The organism is Chromobacterium sp. Ag138 (assembly GCF_055181315.1).
Map to the genome: position 1 here is coordinate 1,146,922 of NZ_JBUPWA010000001.1, position 20,634 is coordinate 1,167,555.

Annotated in this window: 25 protein-coding genes and 1 tRNA gene; 17 read left to right on the plus strand and 9 right to left on the minus strand. The window is 63.7% G+C overall.

Annotated elements, in window-relative coordinates:
- The first annotated feature begins 8 nt into the window (after positions 1–8).
- The 10 genes from ACY3GB_RS04890 (at position 9) to ACY3GB_RS04935 (ending at position 7,754) form a co-directional block, all read left to right on the plus strand.
- A complete protein-coding gene (locus ACY3GB_RS04890) occupies positions 9–356 on the plus strand; it encodes a hypothetical protein (RefSeq protein ID WP_463087765.1) in 348 nt (115 codons plus the stop codon).
- Positions 357–611: 255 nt separating this feature from the next.
- Positions 612–1,088: a DUF1833 family protein gene (locus ACY3GB_RS04895; RefSeq protein ID WP_463087766.1), complete on the plus strand. Its 477-nt coding sequence runs from the start codon at positions 612–614 to the stop codon at positions 1,086–1,088.
- A gap of 13 nt (positions 1,089–1,101) precedes the next feature.
- Complete coding sequence (locus ACY3GB_RS04900) at positions 1,102–1,485, plus strand: hypothetical protein (RefSeq protein ID WP_463087767.1); 384 nt, start codon at positions 1,102–1,104, stop codon at positions 1,483–1,485.
- Positions 1,476–5,546, plus strand: a complete 4,071-nt coding sequence (locus ACY3GB_RS04905; protein WP_463087768.1) for a TipJ family phage tail tip protein — start codon at positions 1,476–1,478, stop codon at positions 5,544–5,546. The genes ACY3GB_RS04900 and ACY3GB_RS04905 overlap by 10 nt, the downstream gene beginning before the upstream one ends.
- Positions 5,547–5,551: 5 nt before the next feature.
- Complete coding sequence (locus ACY3GB_RS04910; RefSeq protein ID WP_463087769.1) at positions 5,552–5,917, plus strand: hypothetical protein; 366 nt, start codon at positions 5,552–5,554, stop codon at positions 5,915–5,917.
- Positions 5,914–6,150 (plus strand): hypothetical protein, encoded by a 237-nt coding sequence (locus tag ACY3GB_RS04915; RefSeq protein WP_463087770.1) that lies wholly within the window; start codon positions 5,914–5,916, stop codon positions 6,148–6,150. The genes ACY3GB_RS04910 and ACY3GB_RS04915 overlap by 4 nt, the downstream gene beginning before the upstream one ends.
- Positions 6,140–6,850: a hypothetical protein gene (locus tag ACY3GB_RS04920; protein ID WP_463087771.1), complete on the plus strand. Its 711-nt coding sequence runs from the start codon at positions 6,140–6,142 to the stop codon at positions 6,848–6,850. Before ACY3GB_RS04915 ends, ACY3GB_RS04920 begins: the two co-directional genes overlap by 11 nt.
- 7 nt (positions 6,851–6,857) lie before the next feature.
- On the plus strand, positions 6,858–7,169 hold the full coding sequence (locus ACY3GB_RS04925) for a hypothetical protein (protein WP_463087772.1): 312 nt from the start codon (positions 6,858–6,860) through the stop codon (positions 7,167–7,169).
- Positions 7,169–7,456, plus strand: a complete 288-nt coding sequence (locus ACY3GB_RS04930; RefSeq protein WP_463087773.1) for a hypothetical protein — start codon at positions 7,169–7,171, stop codon at positions 7,454–7,456. Before ACY3GB_RS04925 ends, ACY3GB_RS04930 begins: the two co-directional genes overlap by 1 nt.
- Positions 7,457–7,475: 19 nt before the next feature.
- Entirely contained in the window at positions 7,476–7,754 is a 279-nt protein-coding gene (locus tag ACY3GB_RS04935; protein ID WP_463087774.1) for a phage holin family protein, read from the plus strand.
- Here the strand turns inward: ACY3GB_RS04935 and ACY3GB_RS04940 are convergent.
- Complete coding sequence (locus ACY3GB_RS04940) at positions 7,751–7,930, minus strand: hypothetical protein (protein ID WP_463087775.1); 180 nt, start codon at positions 7,928–7,930, stop codon at positions 7,751–7,753. The two genes, ACY3GB_RS04935 and ACY3GB_RS04940, sit on opposite strands and share 4 nt — an antisense overlap.
- A 104-nt stretch (positions 7,931–8,034) precedes the next feature.
- Between ACY3GB_RS04940 and ACY3GB_RS04945 the strand changes: the two genes are divergently transcribed.
- The 6 genes from ACY3GB_RS04945 to ACY3GB_RS04970 all read left to right on the plus strand — a co-directional run bounded on the left by ACY3GB_RS04945 (position 8,035) and on the right by ACY3GB_RS04970 (position 11,215).
- Positions 8,035–8,469: a lysozyme gene (locus ACY3GB_RS04945; protein WP_463087776.1), complete on the plus strand. Its 435-nt coding sequence runs from the start codon at positions 8,035–8,037 to the stop codon at positions 8,467–8,469.
- A gap of 1 nt (position 8,470) precedes the next feature.
- Positions 8,471–8,950 carry a hypothetical protein gene (locus ACY3GB_RS04950; RefSeq protein ID WP_463087777.1) on the plus strand — a complete coding sequence of 160 codons (480 nt, stop codon included), beginning with the start codon at positions 8,471–8,473 and terminating at the stop codon, positions 8,948–8,950.
- Positions 8,951–9,086: 136 nt separating this feature from the next.
- Positions 9,087–9,236, plus strand: coding sequence for a Com family DNA-binding transcriptional regulator (locus tag ACY3GB_RS04955; RefSeq protein ID WP_463087778.1), 150 nt, complete (start codon positions 9,087–9,089; stop codon positions 9,234–9,236).
- A 202-nt stretch (positions 9,237–9,438) separates the two neighbouring features.
- A complete protein-coding gene (locus ACY3GB_RS04960; protein ID WP_463087779.1) occupies positions 9,439–9,615 on the plus strand; it encodes a hypothetical protein in 177 nt (58 codons plus the stop codon).
- An 80-nt stretch (positions 9,616–9,695) separates the two neighbouring features.
- Complete coding sequence (locus tag ACY3GB_RS04965) at positions 9,696–10,490, plus strand: DNA adenine methylase (RefSeq protein ID WP_463087780.1); 795 nt, start codon at positions 9,696–9,698, stop codon at positions 10,488–10,490.
- Positions 10,491–10,492: 2 nt separating this feature from the next.
- Positions 10,493–11,215, plus strand: coding sequence for an SOS response-associated peptidase (locus ACY3GB_RS04970; protein WP_463087781.1), 723 nt, complete (start codon positions 10,493–10,495; stop codon positions 11,213–11,215).
- Here the strand turns inward: ACY3GB_RS04970 and ACY3GB_RS04975 are convergent.
- The 8 genes from ACY3GB_RS04975 to ACY3GB_RS05010 all read right to left on the minus strand — a co-directional run bounded on the left by ACY3GB_RS04975 (position 11,176) and on the right by ACY3GB_RS05010 (position 19,328).
- Positions 11,176–12,450, minus strand: a complete 1,275-nt coding sequence (locus ACY3GB_RS04975) for a Y-family DNA polymerase (RefSeq protein WP_463087782.1) — start codon at positions 12,448–12,450, stop codon at positions 11,176–11,178. The genes ACY3GB_RS04970 and ACY3GB_RS04975 overlap by 40 nt on opposite strands.
- Positions 12,447–12,830 (minus strand): LexA family protein, encoded by a 384-nt coding sequence (locus tag ACY3GB_RS04980; protein ID WP_463087783.1) that lies wholly within the window; start codon positions 12,828–12,830, stop codon positions 12,447–12,449. The genes ACY3GB_RS04975 and ACY3GB_RS04980 overlap by 4 nt, the downstream gene beginning before the upstream one ends.
- Positions 12,831–13,123: 293 nt before the next feature.
- Positions 13,124–13,199, minus strand: a tRNA-Thr gene (locus ACY3GB_RS04985).
- A gap of 46 nt (positions 13,200–13,245) precedes the next feature.
- Entirely contained in the window at positions 13,246–13,809 is a 564-nt protein-coding gene (locus tag ACY3GB_RS04990; RefSeq protein WP_463087784.1) for a hypothetical protein, read from the minus strand.
- A gap of 256 nt (positions 13,810–14,065) precedes the next feature.
- Positions 14,066–14,617 (minus strand): cob(I)yrinic acid a,c-diamide adenosyltransferase, encoded by a 552-nt coding sequence (locus ACY3GB_RS04995; RefSeq protein WP_463087785.1) that lies wholly within the window; start codon positions 14,615–14,617, stop codon positions 14,066–14,068.
- Complete coding sequence (locus ACY3GB_RS05000) at positions 14,610–17,354, minus strand: hypothetical protein (protein WP_463087786.1); 2,745 nt, start codon at positions 17,352–17,354, stop codon at positions 14,610–14,612. The genes ACY3GB_RS04995 and ACY3GB_RS05000 overlap by 8 nt, the downstream gene beginning before the upstream one ends.
- On the minus strand, positions 17,351–17,776 hold the full coding sequence (locus tag ACY3GB_RS05005) for a DNA polymerase III subunit chi (protein ID WP_463087787.1): 426 nt from the start codon (positions 17,774–17,776) through the stop codon (positions 17,351–17,353). Before ACY3GB_RS05005 ends, ACY3GB_RS05000 begins: the two co-directional genes overlap by 4 nt.
- Complete coding sequence (locus ACY3GB_RS05010; protein ID WP_463087788.1) at positions 17,763–19,328, minus strand: leucyl aminopeptidase; 1,566 nt, start codon at positions 19,326–19,328, stop codon at positions 17,763–17,765. Before ACY3GB_RS05010 ends, ACY3GB_RS05005 begins: the two co-directional genes overlap by 14 nt.
- A 194-nt stretch (positions 19,329–19,522) precedes the next feature.
- Here ACY3GB_RS05010 and lptF point away from each other — a divergent pair, with 194 nt between their 5' ends.
- The gene (gene lptF / locus ACY3GB_RS05015; protein ID WP_463087789.1) at positions 19,523–20,629 is read left to right on the plus strand and encodes an LPS export ABC transporter permease LptF; all 1,107 of its coding nucleotides are present in this window, start codon (positions 19,523–19,525) and stop codon (positions 20,627–20,629) included.
- Positions 20,630–20,634 lie beyond the last annotated feature (5 nt).

The following is a 20,634-nucleotide window of genomic DNA, read 5'->3' on the forward strand; positions in this document are numbered from 1 at the left end:
GAGAACGCATGTCAATTCCTGCCCTGCCCTCGTTTGTGCTGATCGATCTGGATGGCTACAGCGAGAAATCGGACTACGGGCTGCAACGGTCAGCGATGGACGGCGGTATGCCGAAACAGCGGGCCAGGTGGTCGCTGCCCATCGTCAGCCGCAGCGCCACGCTGCTGATCGGAGGAGCCGGCAATCGGGCGATCTTCGATAACTGGTATGGCGAGGACCTTCACGGTGGCGCAGACTGGTTTACGTTGGCGCTGTTCGGCAAGCAACTTCGCGCCAGGTTCACCGAGCCTCCTACGTTTCGGCCCGCTGGGCCGGATGCCTGGGCGGCGTCCGCCTCCATCGAAACCATCGGTTAGCGGAAATCCCACAAGAGGAATGCTCGCTCGGTGCACTCGACAATTTGATGGTCCCAAAACAATGAATGGGTACTATCAAACATGAAGTGCAATATTTACTGCCTCTGCGTTTTCATTCTGACCATTGACTGCGTAGGCCTTGAAACCCGTATCACCGCGGTTGTTATGCTCATGTTGAGTTGTTTACTCGCTTGGCTGAGTAAGTCATAAATCCAAACCCCGCTTCGGCGGGGTTTCTGCTTTCTGGAGGATCGAATGGCCCGCCCCTACTCACAGCATGCCCGCGAACAACTCAACGCCACCAGCGGCGACGACATCCTGCTGATGCTGCTGGAGATCCGGCACCCGCTGCTGGCGGTGCCTGTTCGGGTGGTAGGCGACACGCAGAATATCGTTGTCGCCGGCGACGAGTTCATCGCCTGCGCGTTCGACATCACCCTGCCAGACGATACCGACAACCAGCTGCCGCAGGCGCGGCTGGAGATCGACAACATCGGCCGCGAATTGACCCAGTGGCTGGAGCAGTCCGGCGGCGGCGTGGGTGCCACCTGCAGAATCATGCAGGTGATGCGGTTCACGCCGAATCTCATCGAGTTCGACATCACGCTGGACATGAGTGGACTGTCGATGGACCGGGAACGGGTATCCGCCACGCTCGGTTACGCCGATCTGCTCAACCAGCCAGCAGTCACCCGCTACTACACGCCGAGCACTGCTCCGGCATTGTTCTGATCGAGGTTTCCCCATGCATTGGTCTGATCGCTATGTCGGCCACGACTACGTGCCCGACGCGGCCGACTGCGCCGTTCTGGCAAGCGCCGTCGCGCGCGACGTGCTGGGCCTGGACATCCAACTGCCCGGCACCCGCCGGCCAGGGCCGTTCGGGCGCAACGCGCTGATCCAACAGCACCAGGACGAGTTTGCCCGCCGCGTCGATGCGCCGGCAGACGCCCAGCCGGTGCTGCTGATCGCGCGCGGCCGCGCCCAGCACATCGGCGTGATGTGCCATCTGGCCGGCGAGTGGTGGGTGCTGCACGCCGATGAGTGCGCCGGGTTCGTGCTGCGCCAGCGCGTGCGCGACCTGTCGAGGCAGGGCTATCAGATTGAGGGATTCTACGAATGGCTGTGAAACCAACCCTGGTGCATTCTCCGCACCCGCTGACTGCCGTCGGCAGGCAGGTGATCTACGAGCCGCACCGCCGCAACGAAACGCTGTTCGGCTATTTGCGGCGGCTGCGTATCGATGTCGATCGCGGACCACTGGCGGTATGCGTCAACGGCCGGCCTCTGCCGGACTGGCATTGCTACCGTATGCGCCGCGGAGACCTGGTTGAGATCCGCGCGGTGGTGGCTGGTGGCGGCGGAGGCAATAAAGTACTTCGTACCGTTGCCCTTGTAGCATTGGTCTTGGTGGCCGCACCACTTGGCAGTGCCTTAGCTGGTACGGCGATGGCCGGGGCGCTAGGCATCACCGCCACATCAGGTGCCGCTTTAATCATGCTCGGCGGCTCGATGCTGATCAATGCACTGCTGCCGCCACCGATGCCGGACATCGGCGGAGCCGGCGGGCGCGGCGACGCCTCCATCAGCCAGAACTACGCGCTGTCCGGCGCGCGCAACCGCGCCCGCACATTCGCGCCGATGCCGCTGGTGATCGGCCAACGCCGGTTCGTGCCGGATGCGGGCGGCAACCCGTTCACAGAGTTTGATGGTCAGGACCAATATCTGTATCAGGTTTACCATTTCGGCCTGCAGCCCGACCTGCAGCTGTCGGACATCCGCATCGGCGATACGCCAATCGGCACCTACCAGGGCGTCGAGCTGACCCATGCCGGTGCGGATGGCCGCCTGCCGCCGGTGTTCGGCAACGTGAACATGGACACCGGCCGCGAGATCAAATCCGCGGACGGCTGGGTGGTGCGCCAGGTTGCGCGCGACACCATCGCCATCGGCATGGACCTGCAGGGTGTAGGCTACTACGCCAACGACCGCGGCGACATGGAGTGGCGCAACGTCGATACCGAGATCCAGTATCGCAGACTGCCGGATGGCGCCTGGCAGCCGTATGGCGGTGATCAGTACGGCAAATACCGGCTAGCGGGCAATAGCATCACGCCTGTGCGCCGGTCGCTGATGCAGGACCTGCCGGCGGCGCAGTACGAGATCCGCGTCCGCAAGACCAGCGGCGACGTCAGCACCAGCCGCGAGCGCAACGATTTCGCGTTGGCCGGCCTGCGCGCCTACCGGCAGGACACGACCAACTACGCCGGCCAGCGCCGCGTCGGGCTCAAGATCAAGGCCTCCAGCCAGCTCAACGGCGCCGTCGACGAGCTGTCGGCGATGGCAGTGGCCAGCTGCCCGGTGTGGACCGGCAGCGGCTGGACGACGCAAGCCACGACGAACCCGGCGTGGTGGTATCTGTGGTTTGCCCGCGGCGCATTCGACGCCCAGGGCCGGCGGATGTATGGCGCCGGCCTGCCGGATGCGCGCATCGACATCGACGCGATCAGGGTGTGGGCCGCCTGGTGCGACGCCAAAAAGTTGAGCGTCGGCCTGGTGCTGGACCGCGCCTACAGCATCGCCGACGTGTTGACGATGATCGCCCGCTGCGGCCGCGCCCGCTACACCTGGCAGACCGGCAAACTCGGGGTGATTTGGGATGCCGCCGACCTGCCGGTGGTTGCGGTGTTCGGCCCGGCCAACATCCGCGCCGGCTCGTTCCGGATCGAGTACACGGCTGAGCAGACCGCCGACGAGGTGGTGGTCAATTTCAGCAACCCCACTCGCGGATATGAGCTCGACCAGGTGCGAGTACGGGTGCCGGGCGTCGTGGCGCCGACCAATCCGGTCACGCTGGATTTCGTCGGCTGCTGCGATGCCAGCATGGCCGGCCGCGAGGCGAACCTGATCGCCGCCTCGCAGCTGTACCACCGCCGCCGCGTCAGCTGGGAGACCGATTTCGAGGGCCTGGTGGCGACGCGCGGCGACGTGGTGCTGCTGAGCCACGACCTGGCCAGTTGGTCCTATTCCGGCCGTTTGCTCGGCGGCAGTCGCGGCCAGCTGCGGCTGGACCGCGCCGTGCCGCTGGGCGCCAGCGGCTGGATCGGCATCCGGTTTCCGGATGGCCGCTATGCGACCTACCGGGTCAAGCCGGGCAGCGGCGATGGCGATGTACTGCAGCTGCGTGACCTGATTCCCGCGTCAGATGCCGGCGGCCCGTTGCCGGTGCCGGATGAGTCGCCGGACAGCGTGCCGTATGACTGGATGTGGTTCTACGACAACGGCTCGCAGCCTGGCCGCCGCGTCAAAATCGTAGACGTCAAACCTGCCGCCGACGGCGTGAAATTCACGGCGATCGACGACAACCCGGCGTACTACGCAGCCGAGTCGGGCGATTTCAGCACCGGCGGCGCGGCGCCGTCGCTGCCGCCGGCGCTGGGTTTCCTACGGCTGTCGGAGTCCAGCCGGGTGACCGGTGATGGCCGGCGCGTGGCGGTGGTAACGGCCGTCTGGCCACCGCTGCGCGGCGCGATCAACTACCAGCTGAAATACCGGCGCGCAGGCGGCGCGTGGCAGGCGGCTGTGGTGCCGGATACGTCGTACAGCTGGGATACCGATCCACAGGACCTGGAGGTGTCGGTGTCGGCAGTGTTCGCCGACGGCACGATCTCGGCGCCGGCGGTGGCCTCGCTCAAAATCCAGGGCCACGCCACGCCGCCGACGGTGGCGACCGCGTTCACAGCGACCGGCGAGATGATGCAGATCACCCTGCGCTGGGCCTACCCGGACCGGGCCGATCTGCGCGGCGCGCAGCTGTTCGCCAGCACCGATGGCTCGGCCTGGGTGAAATTGGCCGACATTGCCTACCCGGCCGCGGTGTACACGCACCTGGGCCTGATCGCTGGGACGACGGTGCAGTATCAATTGCGTATCGTGGATACCTGGGGAAATGTTGGCGATGCCGTAACCGCGCGCGCTACCACGGTACGCAATGTCGATCTTCTGCTGGAACAACTGAAAAACAGCCTCACCAGCTCGCAGTTGCAGGAGTCGCTGCGGACGCCCATCGAGCAGGCCGCGGGTGTCCAGGGCAGCGTCAACTCGTTGATCCAGGCGCAGATGCAGCAGATGCTGACGGCGGACGAGATCCGCAGCACGCAGGGCAACCACTACGCGTTCGCCAAGCGCCAGCTCAGCACGCTGGGCGACAGCCTGCGGCAGGAGGCGAACGAGCGGCTGCTGCTGGCCGCTCGGGTGGATGCGGCCGCCGCCGGCATTGTCGAGGAGTCCACGGCGCGCGCCGCGGCTGACTCGGCGCTGACGGAGCGAGTCGGGACGATGCAGACCACGGTCGGCAACCACACGGCCAGCCTACAGGAGATCAGCCGGACGGTAGACGGCGTGGTGGCCGAGAAAATCATCAAGTTGAACTCTTCGGGGAAGGTCGCCGGCATCGGCTTGCGGACTGATCCGAATGGCAGCGCGGTCGATTTTCTCTGCGACCGACTGGTGGTCTCTCAACCGGATGGCAACGGCTCGCGCCAGGTGTTCATCCTCACCAGCATCAACGGGCGGCCGGCGCTGGGCCTGGCTGGCGATCTGATTGCCGACGGATCGCTGGTCGGTCGGCGCGTGTTGGTAGACGGCTCGGTGGATGCCGGGCAGATCAACAGTCGAGGCCTGACAATTAGGGACATGGCCGGCAATGTCGTGGTCGACATGACGGGTATGGGCGCCGGGTACATCAAGGGGCTGTTGACGGTCGGGCAGATCGACACTCGCGGCATGACCATCCGCGACTCGCTCGGTAGCGTCATAGTCAGCATGAACGGCATGGACGCATCGTACATCCGTAACCTGCAGGTGGACACCCTGCAAATCAAAGGGGAGGCAGTCAGCAAAAACGACACCAGGTCGATTTCTGTTCAGGCATGGGCCCCGCGGTTCGATTATTCATTTCCGTTCTACTGCAGTGATCGTGGCACGCTGCTCGTGTTTGCCGATGATCCGGTAACCACTGCTGCAAACCTATATGCGCGTGGGCGTGGCACGCCGCTCGGGGGGCGTAGCGGTGTGTTGGTGCTTGATGTGTCAGCAGGCGAAACGGTAACGGTGGGCGTCAACATGCCGATCCAGAACCAGGGAACATCAGGCCAGATTCGTTATGGTGCCGTTTTGTACAGGAGATAGGATGCATGGAGAAAATCAGCATCATTGAGTATGAGGAGGAGACCGGCCGCATTTTGCAAACCGGTCTCGCCTCGCTCGAAAACGTCGAGGTCGAATTTGCCATGGGCAAACCGCTGTTGCAGGGCGAGGCGGACCCGTTGACGCAATATGTCCGCGGCGACGGAGTGTTTGAGGCGCGCCCGCCGAACCCGGCCCGGCTGGATGGCATGGTGCTGCGCGATCTGCCGGCGCCATGCGTGCTGGTGGTGGACGGCACGCCGTACGACTGCGACGACGCCGAGTGTGAGCTGTCGTTTGCACTGCCGGGACTGCATCACATCCAGGTTGAGGCCTGGCCAGCCCAGTCCGCCACGTTCGAGGTAGCGACATGAAAATCCATCACCACGGCGACCACCGCGCCGCGCGCAAATCGCAGTACCCGCCGCTGGGTGATCAATGGGACGTGTTGTGGCGTTGGGTTGCCAGCCTGCCGCCGGAGCTCCTCAACGACGAGATGCGGCAGATGCTGGACCGCATCAGGGCCGTAAAAACAAATTTCCCGAAGCCCCGCCAGGATCAAACCGGCGGGGCTGATTCATTGGAGGGCGAGGAACATGGCGGATGATTGGGCGGGCTTGGCGGCCCAGCTTGGGAAAATGCAGCAGGCGTGGTATGTCGCTGCGCGGAGTTACTGGAGCGTGTTCGACCCTGGTGCTGATACTGCGACGATCATTGCCGAGGACGGCAGCACGCGGCAGGTGCCGTCCTGGCGGGCGATGACGAATGCCATCAACAATCGCGTGATTTCCGGACAGATGACGTTCACGGGTGTCGCCAACGGCAGCATGCGGCAGGCGGCGGACATCGGTTCAGGATTCTCGCAGTGGCGATCCGCTGGGTCATTTCTGTCGCTGTACTGCGCGCGGAACGATGCGGCCTACACCCTCTGGCGGGCTGATTCGGCAGCCCGCTTCCTGGCGAACTGCATGGTTCATGCGCGCAACTACGATGGCTCGTCTGCGACCGTGCAGTTTCGGGTTGCGAATGGCGCGGATGCGACGCAGGGAGATGCTGTTTTTGAAATGATGGGTGACGGCTCATTCACGGTTGTAAGCCCTGCCGGTGGTCAAAATGTGAAGCTGAGTGGAGGTGGGCACGTTCTCGCTCGCGGGCTCATTGTCCCTGGCGCATATACCAGGGCTACGCTGCCGGCTGCAGATCTGTGGCCTGCAGCGGTCGCATATATTACCGACGGGCCGGCCGGGCAGTCGCATGTTTTCAGCAACGGCCAGAAATGGCGCATTCAAACAATGACAGACCTTTGAGGGCCATATGAGCGAACCCTATCTGTATGAATTTCTGGTGCGCGGTACGGCGAACGGCATCGCCGGCGCGCATGTGATCTATGCCGCCGAGGCGAAAAACGCATTGACTGGCGAGAGTCGAACGGAAACTGGCATGGCCCAGCCGGTGGCGCTGGTGGCCGGCGCCGCCGGCGAGGCGCTGGGCGACATCGCCGCTGCGCTCAACGTCAACGCTCTAGCCGAGGTCGAGGCGCTGAGACGGCAGTTGGCGGAGCGAGACGCAGAGATCGCGGGCTTGCGCGCGCAGCTCGCGAATGCCGCGGCGGGGGGCACGTCGTGATGCGCCTGCTGATGGCCATCGTCTCGATCCAGCAACTGCTGGACATCGCCAGCACCTGGTACGCGCTGCGCACCGGGATCGGCCGCGAGGCCAATGGCTGGCTGGCCCGCGCGATGGGCCGCGTCGGCGTGCTGCCCGCGCTGCTGCTGACCAAGCTCGCGCTACTGGCGGCGTGCTGGGGGCTGCGGCCGCCATGGCCGGCCTATGCTCTGCTCGCGGTGATGTACACCGCGGTGCTGATCAACAACGTGAGAGCAATCCACCAGGGCCGGCAAAACCGGCCCTGATTCATTTCAGGGAGGCGACATGCAGGAACACGAAAAGGGGCTGCTGGTCCTGGTGGGGGTAGGTGCGTTGATTGGTTTGGGCAAACTGCTGGTGAGCAATGAGCAGATTACCGCCCGACTGGCCGTCGGCCGCGCCATTCTCGGCGGAGCCACGTCGACGATTGCGGGAGTGGCGCTGATGCAGTTCCCGAACCTGCCGCTGCCGGCGCTGGTCGGCATCGGCGCCGGCCTAGGCATCCTGGGCGCGCAGTACCTGGAGGCGTGGCTCAAACGCCGGGCGGACACGCTCGCGCGCTAATCCTGCAGCTGCGATTCAATCCGTTGTTCCACGCAGGCCGGCGAGAGCAGATCGATTTTTTGATCCGACCGCGGCGCGCATGCGTCCGGGTCGTTTTTCTCCTCGACCCAGCCTGCCAGCAAATAGAGCACTACGGCTATGAATAGGCCGTACAACACAAACGGCAGAGCGCGCATCGTATTCCCCAGCAGTAGAAATGCCTCGTTTTTGCCAGCCGGCGTCCATGCCGGCAACTGACCATTCGGCCCGCCTCGTGCGGGCCGTTTCCATTGGAGATGCAATGAAAACCAACGCCGCGGGCATCAGCCTGATCAAGCAATTCGAGGGCATTCGCCTCGCCGCCTACCAGGACATGGTGGGGGTTTGGACCATTGGCTACGGCCACACAGGGCCGGACGTGAAGGCCGGCTTGGCCATCACCCAGCAGCAGGCAGACCAGCTGCTGGTCGCCGATCTGCAGAAATTCGAGGCTGGCGTCAGCCAGGCGGTGGCGGCACCGCTGAATGCCAACCAGTTCGCCGCCCTGGTCAGCTTCAGCTACAACCTTGGCTTGGGCAATCTCCGCAGCTCCACGCTGTTGCGCCTGCTGAACCAGGGCGACTACGCCGGCGCCGCCGAGCAGTTCCCGCGCTGGAACCGGGCCGGTGGCCAGGTGGTGGACGGACTGACTCGTCGCCGCCAGGCGGAGCAGGCGCTATTCCTGCAGGGGGTGTGACATGTGGCTGATCCGAAATTGGAAGCTACTGGCAGGGCTGGCGCTGGTCTGCGCATTGGCAGGCCTGGGCTGGTACTGCCGCGGCGTGTTGGCCGACCTGGACAGCGCGCGGCGAGCTGCCGGCGATGCTCAGCGCCAGGTAGGTGCGGAGCGTAGCGCGCGGCAACATGAACAGCAAGCGGCGACTAATGACCAGGCCGTGTCCGCCGCTTATCAGGAGGAATTGGAGAATGGGAAATTGGATTTGCAGGCTGCTCTTGCTCGCCGTACTGCTGCTCTCCGGCTGCGGGACCAGCAACTCGCCGACGCCCAGCGTCTGCCCGGTGCTGCCGCCGGCGCCATCGGACGTGATGGTGAAACGGGAGGCGACTTTCTTACCGCGCATGGAGACGATGCTCTACGCCTCGCCGCCGAGGCTGACGACGTCTCCCGCCAGCTCGCAGCCTGCCAGGCGCTGATTCAGTCCGATCGAAAGCAGTAAGAAAGCGGCGCGGCCGGCTGTTGCAGCAGCAGGCCGCGCCATCGTTGCACTCGCAGTTGCGTCTGCGAGCCTTGACCGTGGGCTTTCCCAGCTGTCGACAGCATGGAAAGCCTATCACAGACAATTAAGGCTCGTCATGATTGAAGTTCGTTGTAATTGTTGCAATAAGAAACTTGCCGAGGGCGAGTTCATGAAACTGAATATCAAATGCCCACGCTGTCGGGCTATGAACTGCTATGTCGCTACGTCGCCACTGCCGGCCGGCGCGCAGGCGGGTAGTGGATGAGGCCGCCGACGGCCAGCCCGCCTGCCGCTGGACGGCACCGGCGGCGCGGCAGAAATTGCAGAGCGTTTTGCGGTCGGCGGCGCCGCGGAATTGAGCTGTCGCTGGTATGCCACTGGAGCCCGGCGGATGTCGGGTTCCGCTCGACTGTTGGGCGTATCAGAGCGGTAATGGTGTCACGCCAACAACGACACAGGAGCAAAAAATGATACCGACCGAATACCGCGATTTCTGCCGCGAACTGGCTGAATTGAGCCGCAAGTACGGGATTGTAATTGAGGCGGTTGGCGGCGTGGCAACCGACGTCCCGGCCGAGCAGCTGGCCAGGCTGAGCTACTGCGCCGATCTCAACAGCGGAGACCTGATGCCCGAAGGCATTTAACCACCCGCCGGCACCCGCCGGCATTCCCCGAGGGCCTCGCGCCCCCACTCCTGAGCCCCGCGAGGGCCTGGGAGTCATCTATGAACGCATCCCCCATCATCCCTTGGATCGGCGGCAAACGCCGCCTTGCAGACCGCCTGCTGCCCCTGTTCCCGCCGCATAGCTGCTACATCGAGGTGTTTTGTGGCGGCGCGGCGTTGTTCTTCCTGCGGCCGCAGCCGGCGCCGTGCGAGATCATCAACGACGTCAACGGCGACCTCGTCAACCTGTACCGGGTTGTCCAGCACCACCTGGAAGAGTTCGTGCGCCAGTTCAAATGGGCGCTGTCCAGCCGTCAGGTGTTTGCGTGGCTGCAGGAGACTCGGCCGGAGACATTGACCGACATCCAGCGCGCCGCGCGTTTTTTCTACCTGCAGCAGCACGCGTTCGGCGGCAAGGTGGCCGGCCAGTCGTTCGGCACGTCGACCACGGCGCCGATGGTCAACCTGCTGCGGATTGAGGAGAACCTGTCCGCCGCCCATCTGCGCCTGGCCGGCGTGACGGTAGAGAATCTGGACTGGCGTCGCTGTATTGAGCGCTACGACCGCGAGCACGCGTTTTTCTATCTGGACCCGCCCTACTGGCAGACCGAGGGCTACGGCGTGCCGTTCCCGTTCGGCGAGTATGAGGCCATGGCCGAGATTATGAGGAGCGTGCGCGGCCGGGTGATGGTCAGCATCAACGACCACCCGGACATCCGGCGCGCGTTTGCTGGCCATCACATGCTGGAGCTGGACATCCGCTACAGCAACGGCAACCAGCGCCAGGGCGCGCCGAAATCGTCGGGCGAGCTGGTGATTGCAAACTGGAACATGGAGGAGGGAGGGCTGTTCTAGGTATGCCATTTTCGACCTCACGTGCTGCAAGCCTTGAGGTCTGGTGCTATGCTTTTCTCATGTGTGTAAATTTCACCCCGCCAACGGCGCAGCAGATCCGCCAGCAATTTGGCTATGAGGTCGAAGACGATCTTTGGAAGCAGGAATGCTGGCAGGACTACGCTGCGCCGATCATCACACGCGACGGTCTGAGGCTGGCGACATATGGCTTTGTGCCCAAGCACCACCTGCCGCCGGGCGTGCGCTTCACGACAATGAATGCGCGCGCAGAGTCCATCGGCGAGAAGCCAACATACAAGGGGGCCTGGCGCAATTCCCAACTTTGCCTGGTGCCGATGCAGGCCTTTTTCGAGCCCTGCTATGAGACCGGTAAGGCGGTGCGAACGCGGATCGCCATGGTCAGCGGCCAGCCCTTTGCGGTGGCCGGAATGTGGCGGGAGTGGCAGGAGCCGGAGGGTGCGGTCAGCTATGCATTTACGCAGATCACCATCAACGCTGACGAGCATCCGCTGATGAAGCGCATGCACAAGCCAGGTGATGAAAAACGCGCTCTGGTCATTGTGCCGCCGGATCAATATCAGGATTGGCTGGCGTGCCAGGAATCAGAGATGGCGCGAGCCTTCCTCAATCACTACCCAGCCGAGCAGATGGTCGCCACCGATGCGCCGCAGCCGCGCAAGGCGGGTCAGCGGACAACCAGCAGCTCATCTAGCCGCGTCGTGTAACGCGGCGACCGCACATCCTGGCGCATATGCCAGCGCTGAGTCATGTCCTCAGACGCCAGGCGCACCGTACCGCGCCCGAACTGTTGCGTGATCGTGTCCATGGTTTGCATCAGTTTCTCGCGCTTCGGGTCTGGCGGCGCCGCGAACAGGTCGGACTGCACGATTCCACGCGGGCTAATTTCCAGCAAGACGATGCCGGCCTTGTGGTACAGGTAGCCGCGCCGGTAGATGGCGCGCAGGCCGGCCAGCGCCGCGCGCGTGATTTCGATAGTATCGTCGGACGCCTGGACCATCGGCACCACGATATAGGGCCGATACTGAGCCACGTCTGAAAACGGGCTGGTGCGGATGCTAACGCCGATCATGCGCGCCGTGCTGCCCTGGGCTCGCAGTTTCTCAGCCGCGCGCGCCGCGTGGTGAGAGATGGATGCCACCAGGGTGTTCAGGTCTTTGACTTTCTGGCTAAACGACCGGCTGGCAATGATCTGCTGCTTGCTTGGCGCGACGTCTTCCAGCGCCAGGCAACTGATGCCGTTCAGCTCCTGTACCGTCCGCTCCAAGACCACGCTGAACTGCCGCTTGATGCGCCGCGGGTCGGCCCGCTTGAGGTCCAGCGCACTGAACACACCCATCCCCTGTAGCTGCTCGGACAGCCGGCGCCCGATGCCCCACACATCGCCAACCTCTATCTGCGCCATCATCAGATCGGCCTCGGCCGGCGTCACGAAGTCCCATTCGAACACGCCACCCCACTCCAGTCGTTTCTTGGCGATCCGATTCGCCAGCTTGGCCAACGTCTTGGACGGGCCCATTCCGACGCAGGTCGGGATGCCGACACGCTGCAGCACCGCCTGGCGCATCCGGTGGCCATGGCTGTCCAAGTCCGGCATGCCGGTCATGTCGAGGAAACACTCGTCAATTGAGTAGACCTCCTGCTCTGCGGCGAACTCCGATAGCACCCGCATCATGCGTCGGCTCATGTCGCCGTAGAGGGCATAATTCGAGCTGAACACGGCCACGCCATGCTCGCGGCACACGTCGGCGATCTCGAAGAACGGGCCGAACATCTTCACCCCCGGTAGCGCCTTGGCCTCGGCACTGGCCGCCACGACGCAGCCGTCGTTGTTACTTAGCACGACGATGGGTCGGCCGATCAGGTCCGGCCGGAACACTCGCTCGCAGCTGGCGTACATGCTGTTGCCGTCCACCAGGGCGAACAGGGTCTTGGAGCTCATGGCAGCAGCCTCTTGACGACGCCGGTCACCACGCCCCAGACCAGTAGCTCTTGGCCGGAGTGCAGCGTAATTGGCGCATAGGCAGGGTTCTCCGGCATCAGCGCGCACTGCGCGCCGCGGCGGTGCAGGCGCTTGACCGTGAACTCGCCATCAATCACGGCGACGACGATGTTGCCATGCGCCGGCGCGAGCCCCTTGTTCACGACGAGCAGGTCGCCGTCGGCAATGCCCGCGCCGATCATCGAGTCGCCACGGACGCGGACGATGAACGTCGCCGGCGGATCGTCAACCAGGTACTCATGCAGGTTGATGCTGTCGTCGAGGTAGTCGTCAGCTGGTGACGGAAACCCGGCACGAACCGGGGCCAGAACGAGCGGCAATACCCCACCACCCTCTCGAGGGGTCAAGCAAGCAGTTGAAGTCATACAGATAGCAATTTGAATTTGTACAATTTCAAATTACGCGATAGATGCTCCGCCGGCAACAAGCATTCGACGAGCGGTTTCGATATGCATTTGGGAATAAAAAGAGGCGATCAAAGGTGGGGAAAAGACCGTGCAGGACACACGTAAAAGAGGGGAAAACCGGTCGAATATTAGACAGCGCTGTCTAATATTCTGTCTAAAATGCACCAAGGGCTTACGAAAATTAATTCGTAAGCCCTTGATTTTATTGGTGCCGGCGGCAGGAATCGAACTCGCGACCCCCTGATTACAAGTCAGGTGCTCTACCAACTGAGCTACACCGGCGAAGAGACGAACATTATGCCCGGCCGTTTATTGATTGGCAAGAGGTCTAATGCTTTTTCTTGTGCTTATGATGCGGCTTGACGGCTGCCTTCTTGTTTTTATGAACCTTGTGCTTGTGGGCTTTGGCCGGTTGGTGGGCTTTCTTTTGAGCGTGATGCTTGGCCTGCCCTCTTTTCAGATGCTTGCCGCCTGTCTGAGCGCGCTTATTTTTGGCGGCATGCTTGGATTTGGCGTGATGCGGTTTCGCGGCGTGTTTTTTAACATGAGCCTTGCCGGATTTGGCATGCGGCGCTTTGGCTTTGCCCTGCGCATGGGCAGTTGGCGTAGAAGCGTGGCTTGGCGCGGCTTTGGCGCGGGGCTGGTGCAGCGGCTTGGCTGCGGGAGCGGGCTGGAAATCGCCGGGCAGCGGCTGGTCTTCCGGCTCTGCGTGGCTCAATGGGCTGGCGATGGCCAGGCCGATGGCGATGAACGGGCTTATCAGCTTGATCAGGTTCATTTTTTTATCGGATTCGTTTGAGGGAAACCGTTGATCGGAATCATGGCGGTATTTGCCTATATTAGCATGAGTGCGCAAGGCGGCCAGAAACCGGGCGCTGTCGAAATCGCGCAACGATAGGATGTGCGGGATCAGTAATGATTGCCATAACGCTTTCCATCTGTCTGGACATTCTAAGTCGAAGCGCTAGCCACCCGGATTCATCAATTCAAGGACTCGCTGCCAGGTTCCGCCTGCGATCGCCATGGATCCTGCCAAAGCCGCGCGGCGGCGGCCGGCCCCCGCGTGGAGAATCCTGCCGCGCCGCTTATGCCCGCTTGCAAGAAATGACAAAGGGCGGCTCCCGCCGCCCCTTGTCACGCCATGATGCTCAGCGTTTCCTGCCGGCCCGCCACAGCACATCGGGCACGCCCTCTTCCCGATTGAGATAGCGCGCGAGCACGAACAGAAAATCCGACAAGCGGTTCAGGTAGCGGCGCAAGGCCTGGGACAGCTCTTCCTCGCGGGCCAGCGCCACCACCGCGCGCTCCGCTCTGCGGCAGACGGAACGCGCCTGGTGCGCCAACGCGGCGCTGCGCAAGCCGCCGGGAAGAATGAACTCCTTCAGCGGCCCGAGTTCCTCGTTCATGAAAGACACCAGCGACTCCAGCGCCTGCACATGGCCGTCGGAAATGGCGTTGTAGCCGGGCACGGCGAGCTCCGAGCCGAGATCGAACAGATCATGCTGGATTTCCGCCAGCCACTCCGCCATCGGTTGCGGCGGCGATTCGGCAAGCAGCACGCCGATCACCGAGTTGAGCTCGTCGACATCGCCCAATGCCTGGATGCGGGCGCTGTCCTTGGCGACGCGGCTGCCATCCCCCAGGCCGGTGGAGCCGTCGTCACCGGTGCGGGTGACGATGGCGGACAAACGATCACTCATGCCCGTCCTCCCCTATCCTACGCACGCCGTCGCCATCACTCAGCGCCTGCCGCAAACTTTCTTTCAGCGCATCGCCGAACAGCATTTCATAATCCTCTTTCAATTGGTGCATCATCCCTGACAACATTTGCTTGGCCTGCACCTCGATCGCGTCCTGCAGCCACAGAGACAGCTCCACTTTCATCCGCGGCAGCATGCGTTCGTACAGGGAGTTGAACAAGGCCTGCTCGTCCAGCACCGTCGCCGGAGGCCCTTGCCGCCCAGCCCCGGCGGCGGAGGACATCGCGGCCACCTTGACCACCGAAACGGGAGCATCCAGCGCCATCTCCTGCGGCGGCGCAGGCGCATCCTCCGGCGCAGGCGCGGCCAGGCTCCGACCCAACAAGCCGGACAAGGCCGGCATGTCTTCGTCCTCCAACGGCGCAGGCTGCGGCACCGCCTCGTACAAGGTGGACACCGCGTCGCCATGCCCCTCTGCCACGGACTCCGCCTGGACATTGCCTTTGTGCGCATCCGCCGCCTGCGGCGTCGGGACGGACTCTGGCAAGACCGCTTCCAGCGGAATGGTCTCCAGCTCCGCAAGGTCCGCGTCAAGGGCGGACTCGGCCTGGGAGCGCGCCGCCTCGGCAGGCTCCGCGAAACTATCCATCGCCTCGGCATGTGCCGGATGAGCGTCCGGTGCCAGCTCAGCGAGCTCAGCCGGTTCGGCCAATGCCACCGGTGCCGGTGGCGTCATTTCATCCAGCGGGGCGCTATGCGATGAGAAATCAGACTCGTCAGATGCTTCCGCCTCTGCAAACGAAAGCCTCGCATGAGCCGGAGCTTCGTCGGTAGTTGCTGGCTCAACATCCGCCATCGGCTCCAGCGCTGCCGGCTCGGCCAATGCCACAGGCTCCGAAGGGATCATTTCCTCCGGCTGCGCGTCATCCAGAGGCGACGCTAGAACAGATTCGCCAAACGGCTCCTGCTCAGTAGGCGAGGATTCGACACAAGCAGGCTCACTCTCGACAAACGCCGGCTCTGGCGCGGATTCCGGACTCTCGGCCTGCGCAACGTCAGCCTCTGCCGGCTCAGACGCTCCGCCCTCAGGAGGCTTGGCCTCAATGGATGGTGCGGACTCGGCCACAGGCTCCAGCGCAGCCTCCTGCTCGACAAGCAAGGGCGAGGTCTCAAGCACAGCCTCATCCTCAGCAAGCGCATCTGCGGCAAGTTCAATCGGCGCGGATGCAGGCTCCAGTCCAGAATCGACCGACGTCTCCGCGTCGGCGACAGGCAGCGCCTCTTCCACCAACTGCGGGACAACCGCGTCCAATGCTTCCACCGGCATGTCGGGATCAAGCGCCGCCTCGGTCTCAGCTAATTCCGACGGTTCATCCGGCACAGTGAACGCCGAGGTTTCCGGCATTGCCTGCGCCATATCCTCCTCAGCCGCGGCGACCTCCGCCGGGCTCTGCTCAAGCGCCTGCGGCTGCTCCAACGGCATCGCGGCCAACGGCTCGACTTGCTCGTCCAGAAATGGCGGCAGCGCTTCGCTGTCCAAACTAACTGCGGGCTCATGAACGGCGGCATCCGCCTCTGCGGTTTCCTGCGTCTGCGCGATGTCAACCGTGGGCTGGATTATCTCGGCCTCAAGGCCTGCATCGGGCAGAGCGCCGTCAGCCTCCACAGCGAGGGTGTCTTCCTGCGCGGCCGCAGGGGCCTCCATGGGCCGCTCCGCGGCGATGAGCGGCTCCTCCCGCTGCGGCAGGCCGAACGCCTCCGCCACCTCGCGGTTGGCGGCCTGCTGCTTCGCCCGCTCCTCCGCCAGCACGCGCTCCGCCTCGGCGATCATGTCCTTGATCGTCGGCTTGGGCGGCTCGGCCTGCTGCTGGGACGGCAACTCGGACAACCACTCCAGCCCGCTGGACGGCGGCGGCTCGCGGCCTGCGCCGCCGCCGAGGACGCCGCTGGGCAGGCTGTCGATGGAAATGGAAGTGAATGGCGGCGGCGCATCCGCCTCCTGGGCCTCCGGCACTGCTTCCGCCGGAGAGGCCTCCTGCGCCGATGGCGCTTCGCGCGCATCCGCCGCGTCCGGAATCGGCAGTTCGGGGAGGGATTCCGCCTCGGCAACCGGCGTCTCAATCGCGCCCTCCGGCTCCAGCGCCGGCAGCTCTTCGGCCGCGCTCTTAGCAGCAGCCGGATGCGCGGCGACGGGAGGCTCGCTGGCCGCGGCCACCACATCGCCCCAATCCATTTGGTCTGGAGCGACCGTCTCAGCGGCATCTTCGGCGGACGCCGCCGAATGCGGCTCGATGGACGGCTCTTCGCCAGACAGCTGCGGATCAGCCCTGGCCATCAACTCGGCCAGTCCATCCGCCTCCGGGGCGTGCGCCTCTGCCTTGGGCTCCAGCACGAAGCCCAACTCCTCGCCGTCGGCCGCGATGTCGGCGTCCGCCAACTCAAGCGACGGCAAACCGCTGAAATCCAGGCCGCCGGCCGGTTCGGTTTCCGGTGCGGGCGTCTCCAGCAGCTCATCCAGCGTCAGTTCGGGAATTTCCAGCTGGTGCTCGCCCTCGTCCAGCTCAGCCGCCAGCAAGTCCAGCTCGGAAGAGAAATCAAACTCGGGAACCTCCGCCTGCGCGTCCGTGGGCGCCTCCTCGGCCAGCGTCGGCACGGCTGGTTCGTCCACCACTTCAGTCAGGACCGGCAGGTTGAGGCCGCTCCAGTCGGGCTCGTCGGCTTTCGGCGACTCGGTCATGGCGTTTGACTCATGTCGTGATGTTCGATCGCGCAACCGTGCTCACGGTAGGCACGGAAACGCTCGCGGGCAGTGGCCAGCGACTCCGGGTCGCGCCCCACTATTTCAAGAATGCGCTCAAACCTGCCGAATTCATAGGGCAATTGCGGCCCCAGATTCAGCAATACCGGGTGGGTCAAGTCGTCCGGCAGGCTGGCCGTGAGCCAGACCGGCGTCTCGGCCGCGCCCGGCTCGCCCAGCCGGCAATGCGGCACGAAGCGGGTATCGCCGAAACTCCACAAGCGGTTGCTGAACACTTCGACGCTGCGTTCGCTGTCCAGCCAGATCAGCAACCGTTCCTTCTTGCGCTGCACGGTATCCGCCAACCTGCAGGCGAAAGCCTGCGGATCGGCGACATTGGTGTAGAAATCAATCTTGCTCATCGTCTGCCACTTCGGGCGCCTCGCGGCGCGGGCGGCCGCGGCGCACCACGTTGCCCAGCGCGATGTCGGCGCGGTCTTGCAGGAACTGGACCAGCAACGGCACCGGACGCGCGGTGGCGCCCTTGTCCTTGCCGCCCTTCCAGGCAGTGCCGGCGATGTCCAGATGCGCCCAGTCGTAGGCCTTGGCAAAGCGGGACAGGAAGCAGGCCGCGGTGATGCTGCCGCCCGGGCGGCCGCCGATATTGGCCATGTCGGCGAACGGACTCTTCAACTGCTCCTGATATTCATCCCACAGGGGCATGTGCCAGGCGCGGTCGGCGACTTCCTCGCCGGCAGCCAGCAGCTCGCGCGCCAGGCTGTCCTGGTTGCTGTAAAGGCCGGTGGCGATGTGGCCCAGCGCGATCACGCAAGCGCCGGTCAGCGTGGCGACGTCCACCACCGTGGCCGGATTGAAACGCTCGGCATAGGTCAGCGCGTCGCACAGGATCAATCGGCCTTCGGCGTCGGTATTCAGCACTTCGATGGTCTGGCCGGACATCGAGGTGACGATGTCGCCCGGCTTGACCGCATTGCCGGCCGGCATGTTTTCGCAGGTGGGGACGATGGCGACGATGTTCAGCGGCAGGTTCATCTCCACCGCGGCGCGGAACGCGCCCAGCACGGTGGCGGCGCCGCACATGTCGTACTTCATCTCGTCCATGCCCTCGCCCGGCTTCAGCGAAATGCCGCCGGAATCGAAGGTGATGCCCTTGCCCACCAGCACGATGGGCTTGTCGCTCTTATCCTTGGCGCCCTGGTGCTTGAGCACGATCAGGCGGGCCTCTTCCGAGCTGCCCTTGGCCACGGACAGGAAGGAATGCATGCCCAGCTCCGCGATTTCCTTCGGCCCCAGAATCTCGGCCTCGCCGCCAAATGCATCGGCGACCTTGCGTCCTTCGTCGGCCAAGTAACTCGGCGTGCAGACGTTGCCCGGCAGATTGCCCAGGTCTTTGGCCAGCTTCATGCCGTTGCCGATGGCCAGGCCGCGTTGCAGGCCTTTCTCGCCGTCGGCCAGATCGCTGCGGCGCGGCACCGCCAGCGTCAGCTTGCGTGGTTCGCGCGCGGACTCGTCCTGCTTGCTCTTGAAGCGGTCGAAACGGTACAGCGCGTCCAGCGTCACCACGGTGGCCTGCTCGATCATCCACTCCACATCATGTTTCTTGACGGTCAATTCGGACAGGTAGCTGACGGCCTCGCTGGCGGAGGTCTGGGTCAAGGCCTTGACCGAGGCGCGCACGGCCTCGCGATACTCCTTGGCGCGGAACTCGCGCTCCTTGCCCAGGCCGACCAGCATCACCCGATCGCACAGCGTGTGCGGCACCGAGTGCAGCACCAGCGTGCTGCCCAGTTTCCCCTCCATATCGCCGTGGCGGATCACGTCGCTGATGAAGCCGTTGGAGATGCGATCGAGCAGATCGGCGGCAAAGGTGAGCTTGCGCGATTCATAAACGCCGACGATCACGCAGGCGACGCGCTGCTTCTCCGGGCTGCCGCTTTTTATGTTAAATTCCATAAGTACTCCGCTGTAGAACGAGTGTCGTTGCGCCACCTCATGACGGCCGTCTAAGCTCGGGAAAGACGGACGGCTCGGCCGCCGGTAACGCAGGATTGTTGTATTAGTCCAAATTTGCCGGAATTGGCGATTCAGAATTGTCTCATCGAATTATCACAATGCTTTTCACAAAAAGTCAAAAAGGCACTGAATAAATGGTTTTTCAAAAAAGCCTGACACGGGAATTGACTTTAACCGCGCTGGGCGTATTCGTCGTGCTCCTCGCCATCATTGTTTCCACGCAGGCGATCAATCTGCTGGGGCGGGCCGCGGAGGGGCAGATCGCGAACGAGGCGGTCACCGCGCTGATCGGTTTCTGGACATTGGGATTTTTCCCGGTTCTGATGATTCTGACCGTGTTCGTCAGCGTGCTGGTGGTGCTCACCCGCACCTGGCGCGACCATGAGATGGTGGTCTGGCTCTCCGCCGGCCTGTCGCTGCGCGACTGGGTCTGGCCCATCATGCGCTTTACCGTGCCGCTGGCGGTGCTGATCGCCGGCGTGACCCTGTTCGTCGGCCCCTGGGCGGACCAGCGCAGCCAGGATTACGCGGAAATCATCAAGCGCCGCGAAGAAATCTCCGCAATATCGCCGGGGGTGTTCAAGGAATCCGCTTCGTCCAGCAAAGTGTATTTCATTGAAAATTATTCCGGCCTGCACAGCGCCGCCACCAATATCTTCATGCAGGATATGACCGACGGCAAAGTCAGCACCATTTTCGCCAAGCGCGGCTACATTTCGATCAAGCCGGACGGCGAGCGCGTGCTGGTGCTGGAAGACGGCAAGCGTTATGTCGGCGAGCCCGGCCAGGCCGATTACCAAATAGGCGATTTCAAACGTTACACGGCCAGCCTGGGAGACAGCCAGGCCGCGACCGGACCGGCCAGCAACCGCCAATCCATCCCCACCAGCGTTCTGCTCGCGGGCAGCGGCAACCCGGAGTACCGCGCGGAACTGGCCTGGCGCCTTTCCATGCCCATCAGCTGCATCCTGCTGGCGCTGCTGGCGCTGCCGCTGTCTTACTACAATCCGCGCAGCGGCCATACCTATAATCTGCTGTTCGCGCTGCTGGCTTTCTTCGTCTATCAAAACGGCCTGACCCTGACCCGGAACTGGGTGGGCCAGGACAAGGTGGGCGTCTGGGCGGTGGCGCTGGTGCACGCGCTGCTGCTGCTGGCGGCGCTGCTGCTGCTCAAACACCGCGATCGTCCGCAGGCGCCGTTCTCGCACTCTCTGCGCCTGATGTTCAGCAAAAAAAGCTAAGCGCC

Coding starts and splice junctions, on each gene's coding strand:
- ACY3GB_RS04910 (WP_463087769.1), top strand. CDS start 5,552: ATGGAGAAAATCAGCATCATTGAGTATGAGGAGGAGACCGGCCGCATT.
- ACY3GB_RS04900 (WP_463087767.1), top strand. CDS start 1,102: ATGCATTGGTCTGATCGCTATGTCGGCCACGACTACGTGCCCGACGCG.
- ACY3GB_RS04975 (WP_463087782.1), bottom strand. CDS start 12,450: ATGAGCTCCAAGACCCTGTTCGCCCTGGTGGACGGCAACAGCATGTAC.
- ACY3GB_RS04925 (WP_463087772.1), top strand. CDS start 6,858: ATGAGCGAACCCTATCTGTATGAATTTCTGGTGCGCGGTACGGCGAAC.
- ACY3GB_RS04915 (WP_463087770.1), top strand. CDS start 5,914: ATGAAAATCCATCACCACGGCGACCACCGCGCCGCGCGCAAATCGCAG.
- ACY3GB_RS04930 (WP_463087773.1), top strand. CDS start 7,169: ATGCGCCTGCTGATGGCCATCGTCTCGATCCAGCAACTGCTGGACATC.
- ACY3GB_RS04950 (WP_463087777.1), top strand. CDS start 8,471: ATGTGGCTGATCCGAAATTGGAAGCTACTGGCAGGGCTGGCGCTGGTC.
- ACY3GB_RS05005 (WP_463087787.1), bottom strand. CDS start 17,776: ATGAGCAAGATTGATTTCTACACCAATGTCGCCGATCCGCAGGCTTTC.
- ACY3GB_RS04935 (WP_463087774.1), top strand. CDS start 7,476: ATGCAGGAACACGAAAAGGGGCTGCTGGTCCTGGTGGGGGTAGGTGCG.
- ACY3GB_RS04970 (WP_463087781.1), top strand. CDS start 10,493: ATGCCATTTTCGACCTCACGTGCTGCAAGCCTTGAGGTCTGGTGCTAT.
- ACY3GB_RS05010 (WP_463087788.1), bottom strand. CDS start 19,328: ATGGAATTTAACATAAAAAGCGGCAGCCCGGAGAAGCAGCGCGTCGCC.
- ACY3GB_RS04890 (WP_463087765.1), top strand. CDS start 9: ATGTCAATTCCTGCCCTGCCCTCGTTTGTGCTGATCGATCTGGATGGC.
- ACY3GB_RS04995 (WP_463087785.1), bottom strand. CDS start 14,617: ATGAGTGATCGTTTGTCCGCCATCGTCACCCGCACCGGTGACGACGGC.
- ACY3GB_RS04895 (WP_463087766.1), top strand. CDS start 612: ATGGCCCGCCCCTACTCACAGCATGCCCGCGAACAACTCAACGCCACC.
- ACY3GB_RS04965 (WP_463087780.1), top strand. CDS start 9,696: ATGAACGCATCCCCCATCATCCCTTGGATCGGCGGCAAACGCCGCCTT.
- ACY3GB_RS04905 (WP_463087768.1), top strand. CDS start 1,476: ATGGCTGTGAAACCAACCCTGGTGCATTCTCCGCACCCGCTGACTGCC.
- ACY3GB_RS05000 (WP_463087786.1), bottom strand. CDS start 17,354: ATGACCGAGTCGCCGAAAGCCGACGAGCCCGACTGGAGCGGCCTCAAC.
- lptF (WP_463087789.1), top strand. CDS start 19,523: ATGGTTTTTCAAAAAAGCCTGACACGGGAATTGACTTTAACCGCGCTG.
- ACY3GB_RS04960 (WP_463087779.1), top strand. CDS start 9,439: ATGATACCGACCGAATACCGCGATTTCTGCCGCGAACTGGCTGAATTG.
- ACY3GB_RS04920 (WP_463087771.1), top strand. CDS start 6,140: ATGGCGGATGATTGGGCGGGCTTGGCGGCCCAGCTTGGGAAAATGCAG.
- ACY3GB_RS04940 (WP_463087775.1), bottom strand. CDS start 7,930: ATGCGCGCTCTGCCGTTTGTGTTGTACGGCCTATTCATAGCCGTAGTG.
- ACY3GB_RS04945 (WP_463087776.1), top strand. CDS start 8,035: ATGAAAACCAACGCCGCGGGCATCAGCCTGATCAAGCAATTCGAGGGC.
- ACY3GB_RS04955 (WP_463087778.1), top strand. CDS start 9,087: ATGATTGAAGTTCGTTGTAATTGTTGCAATAAGAAACTTGCCGAGGGC.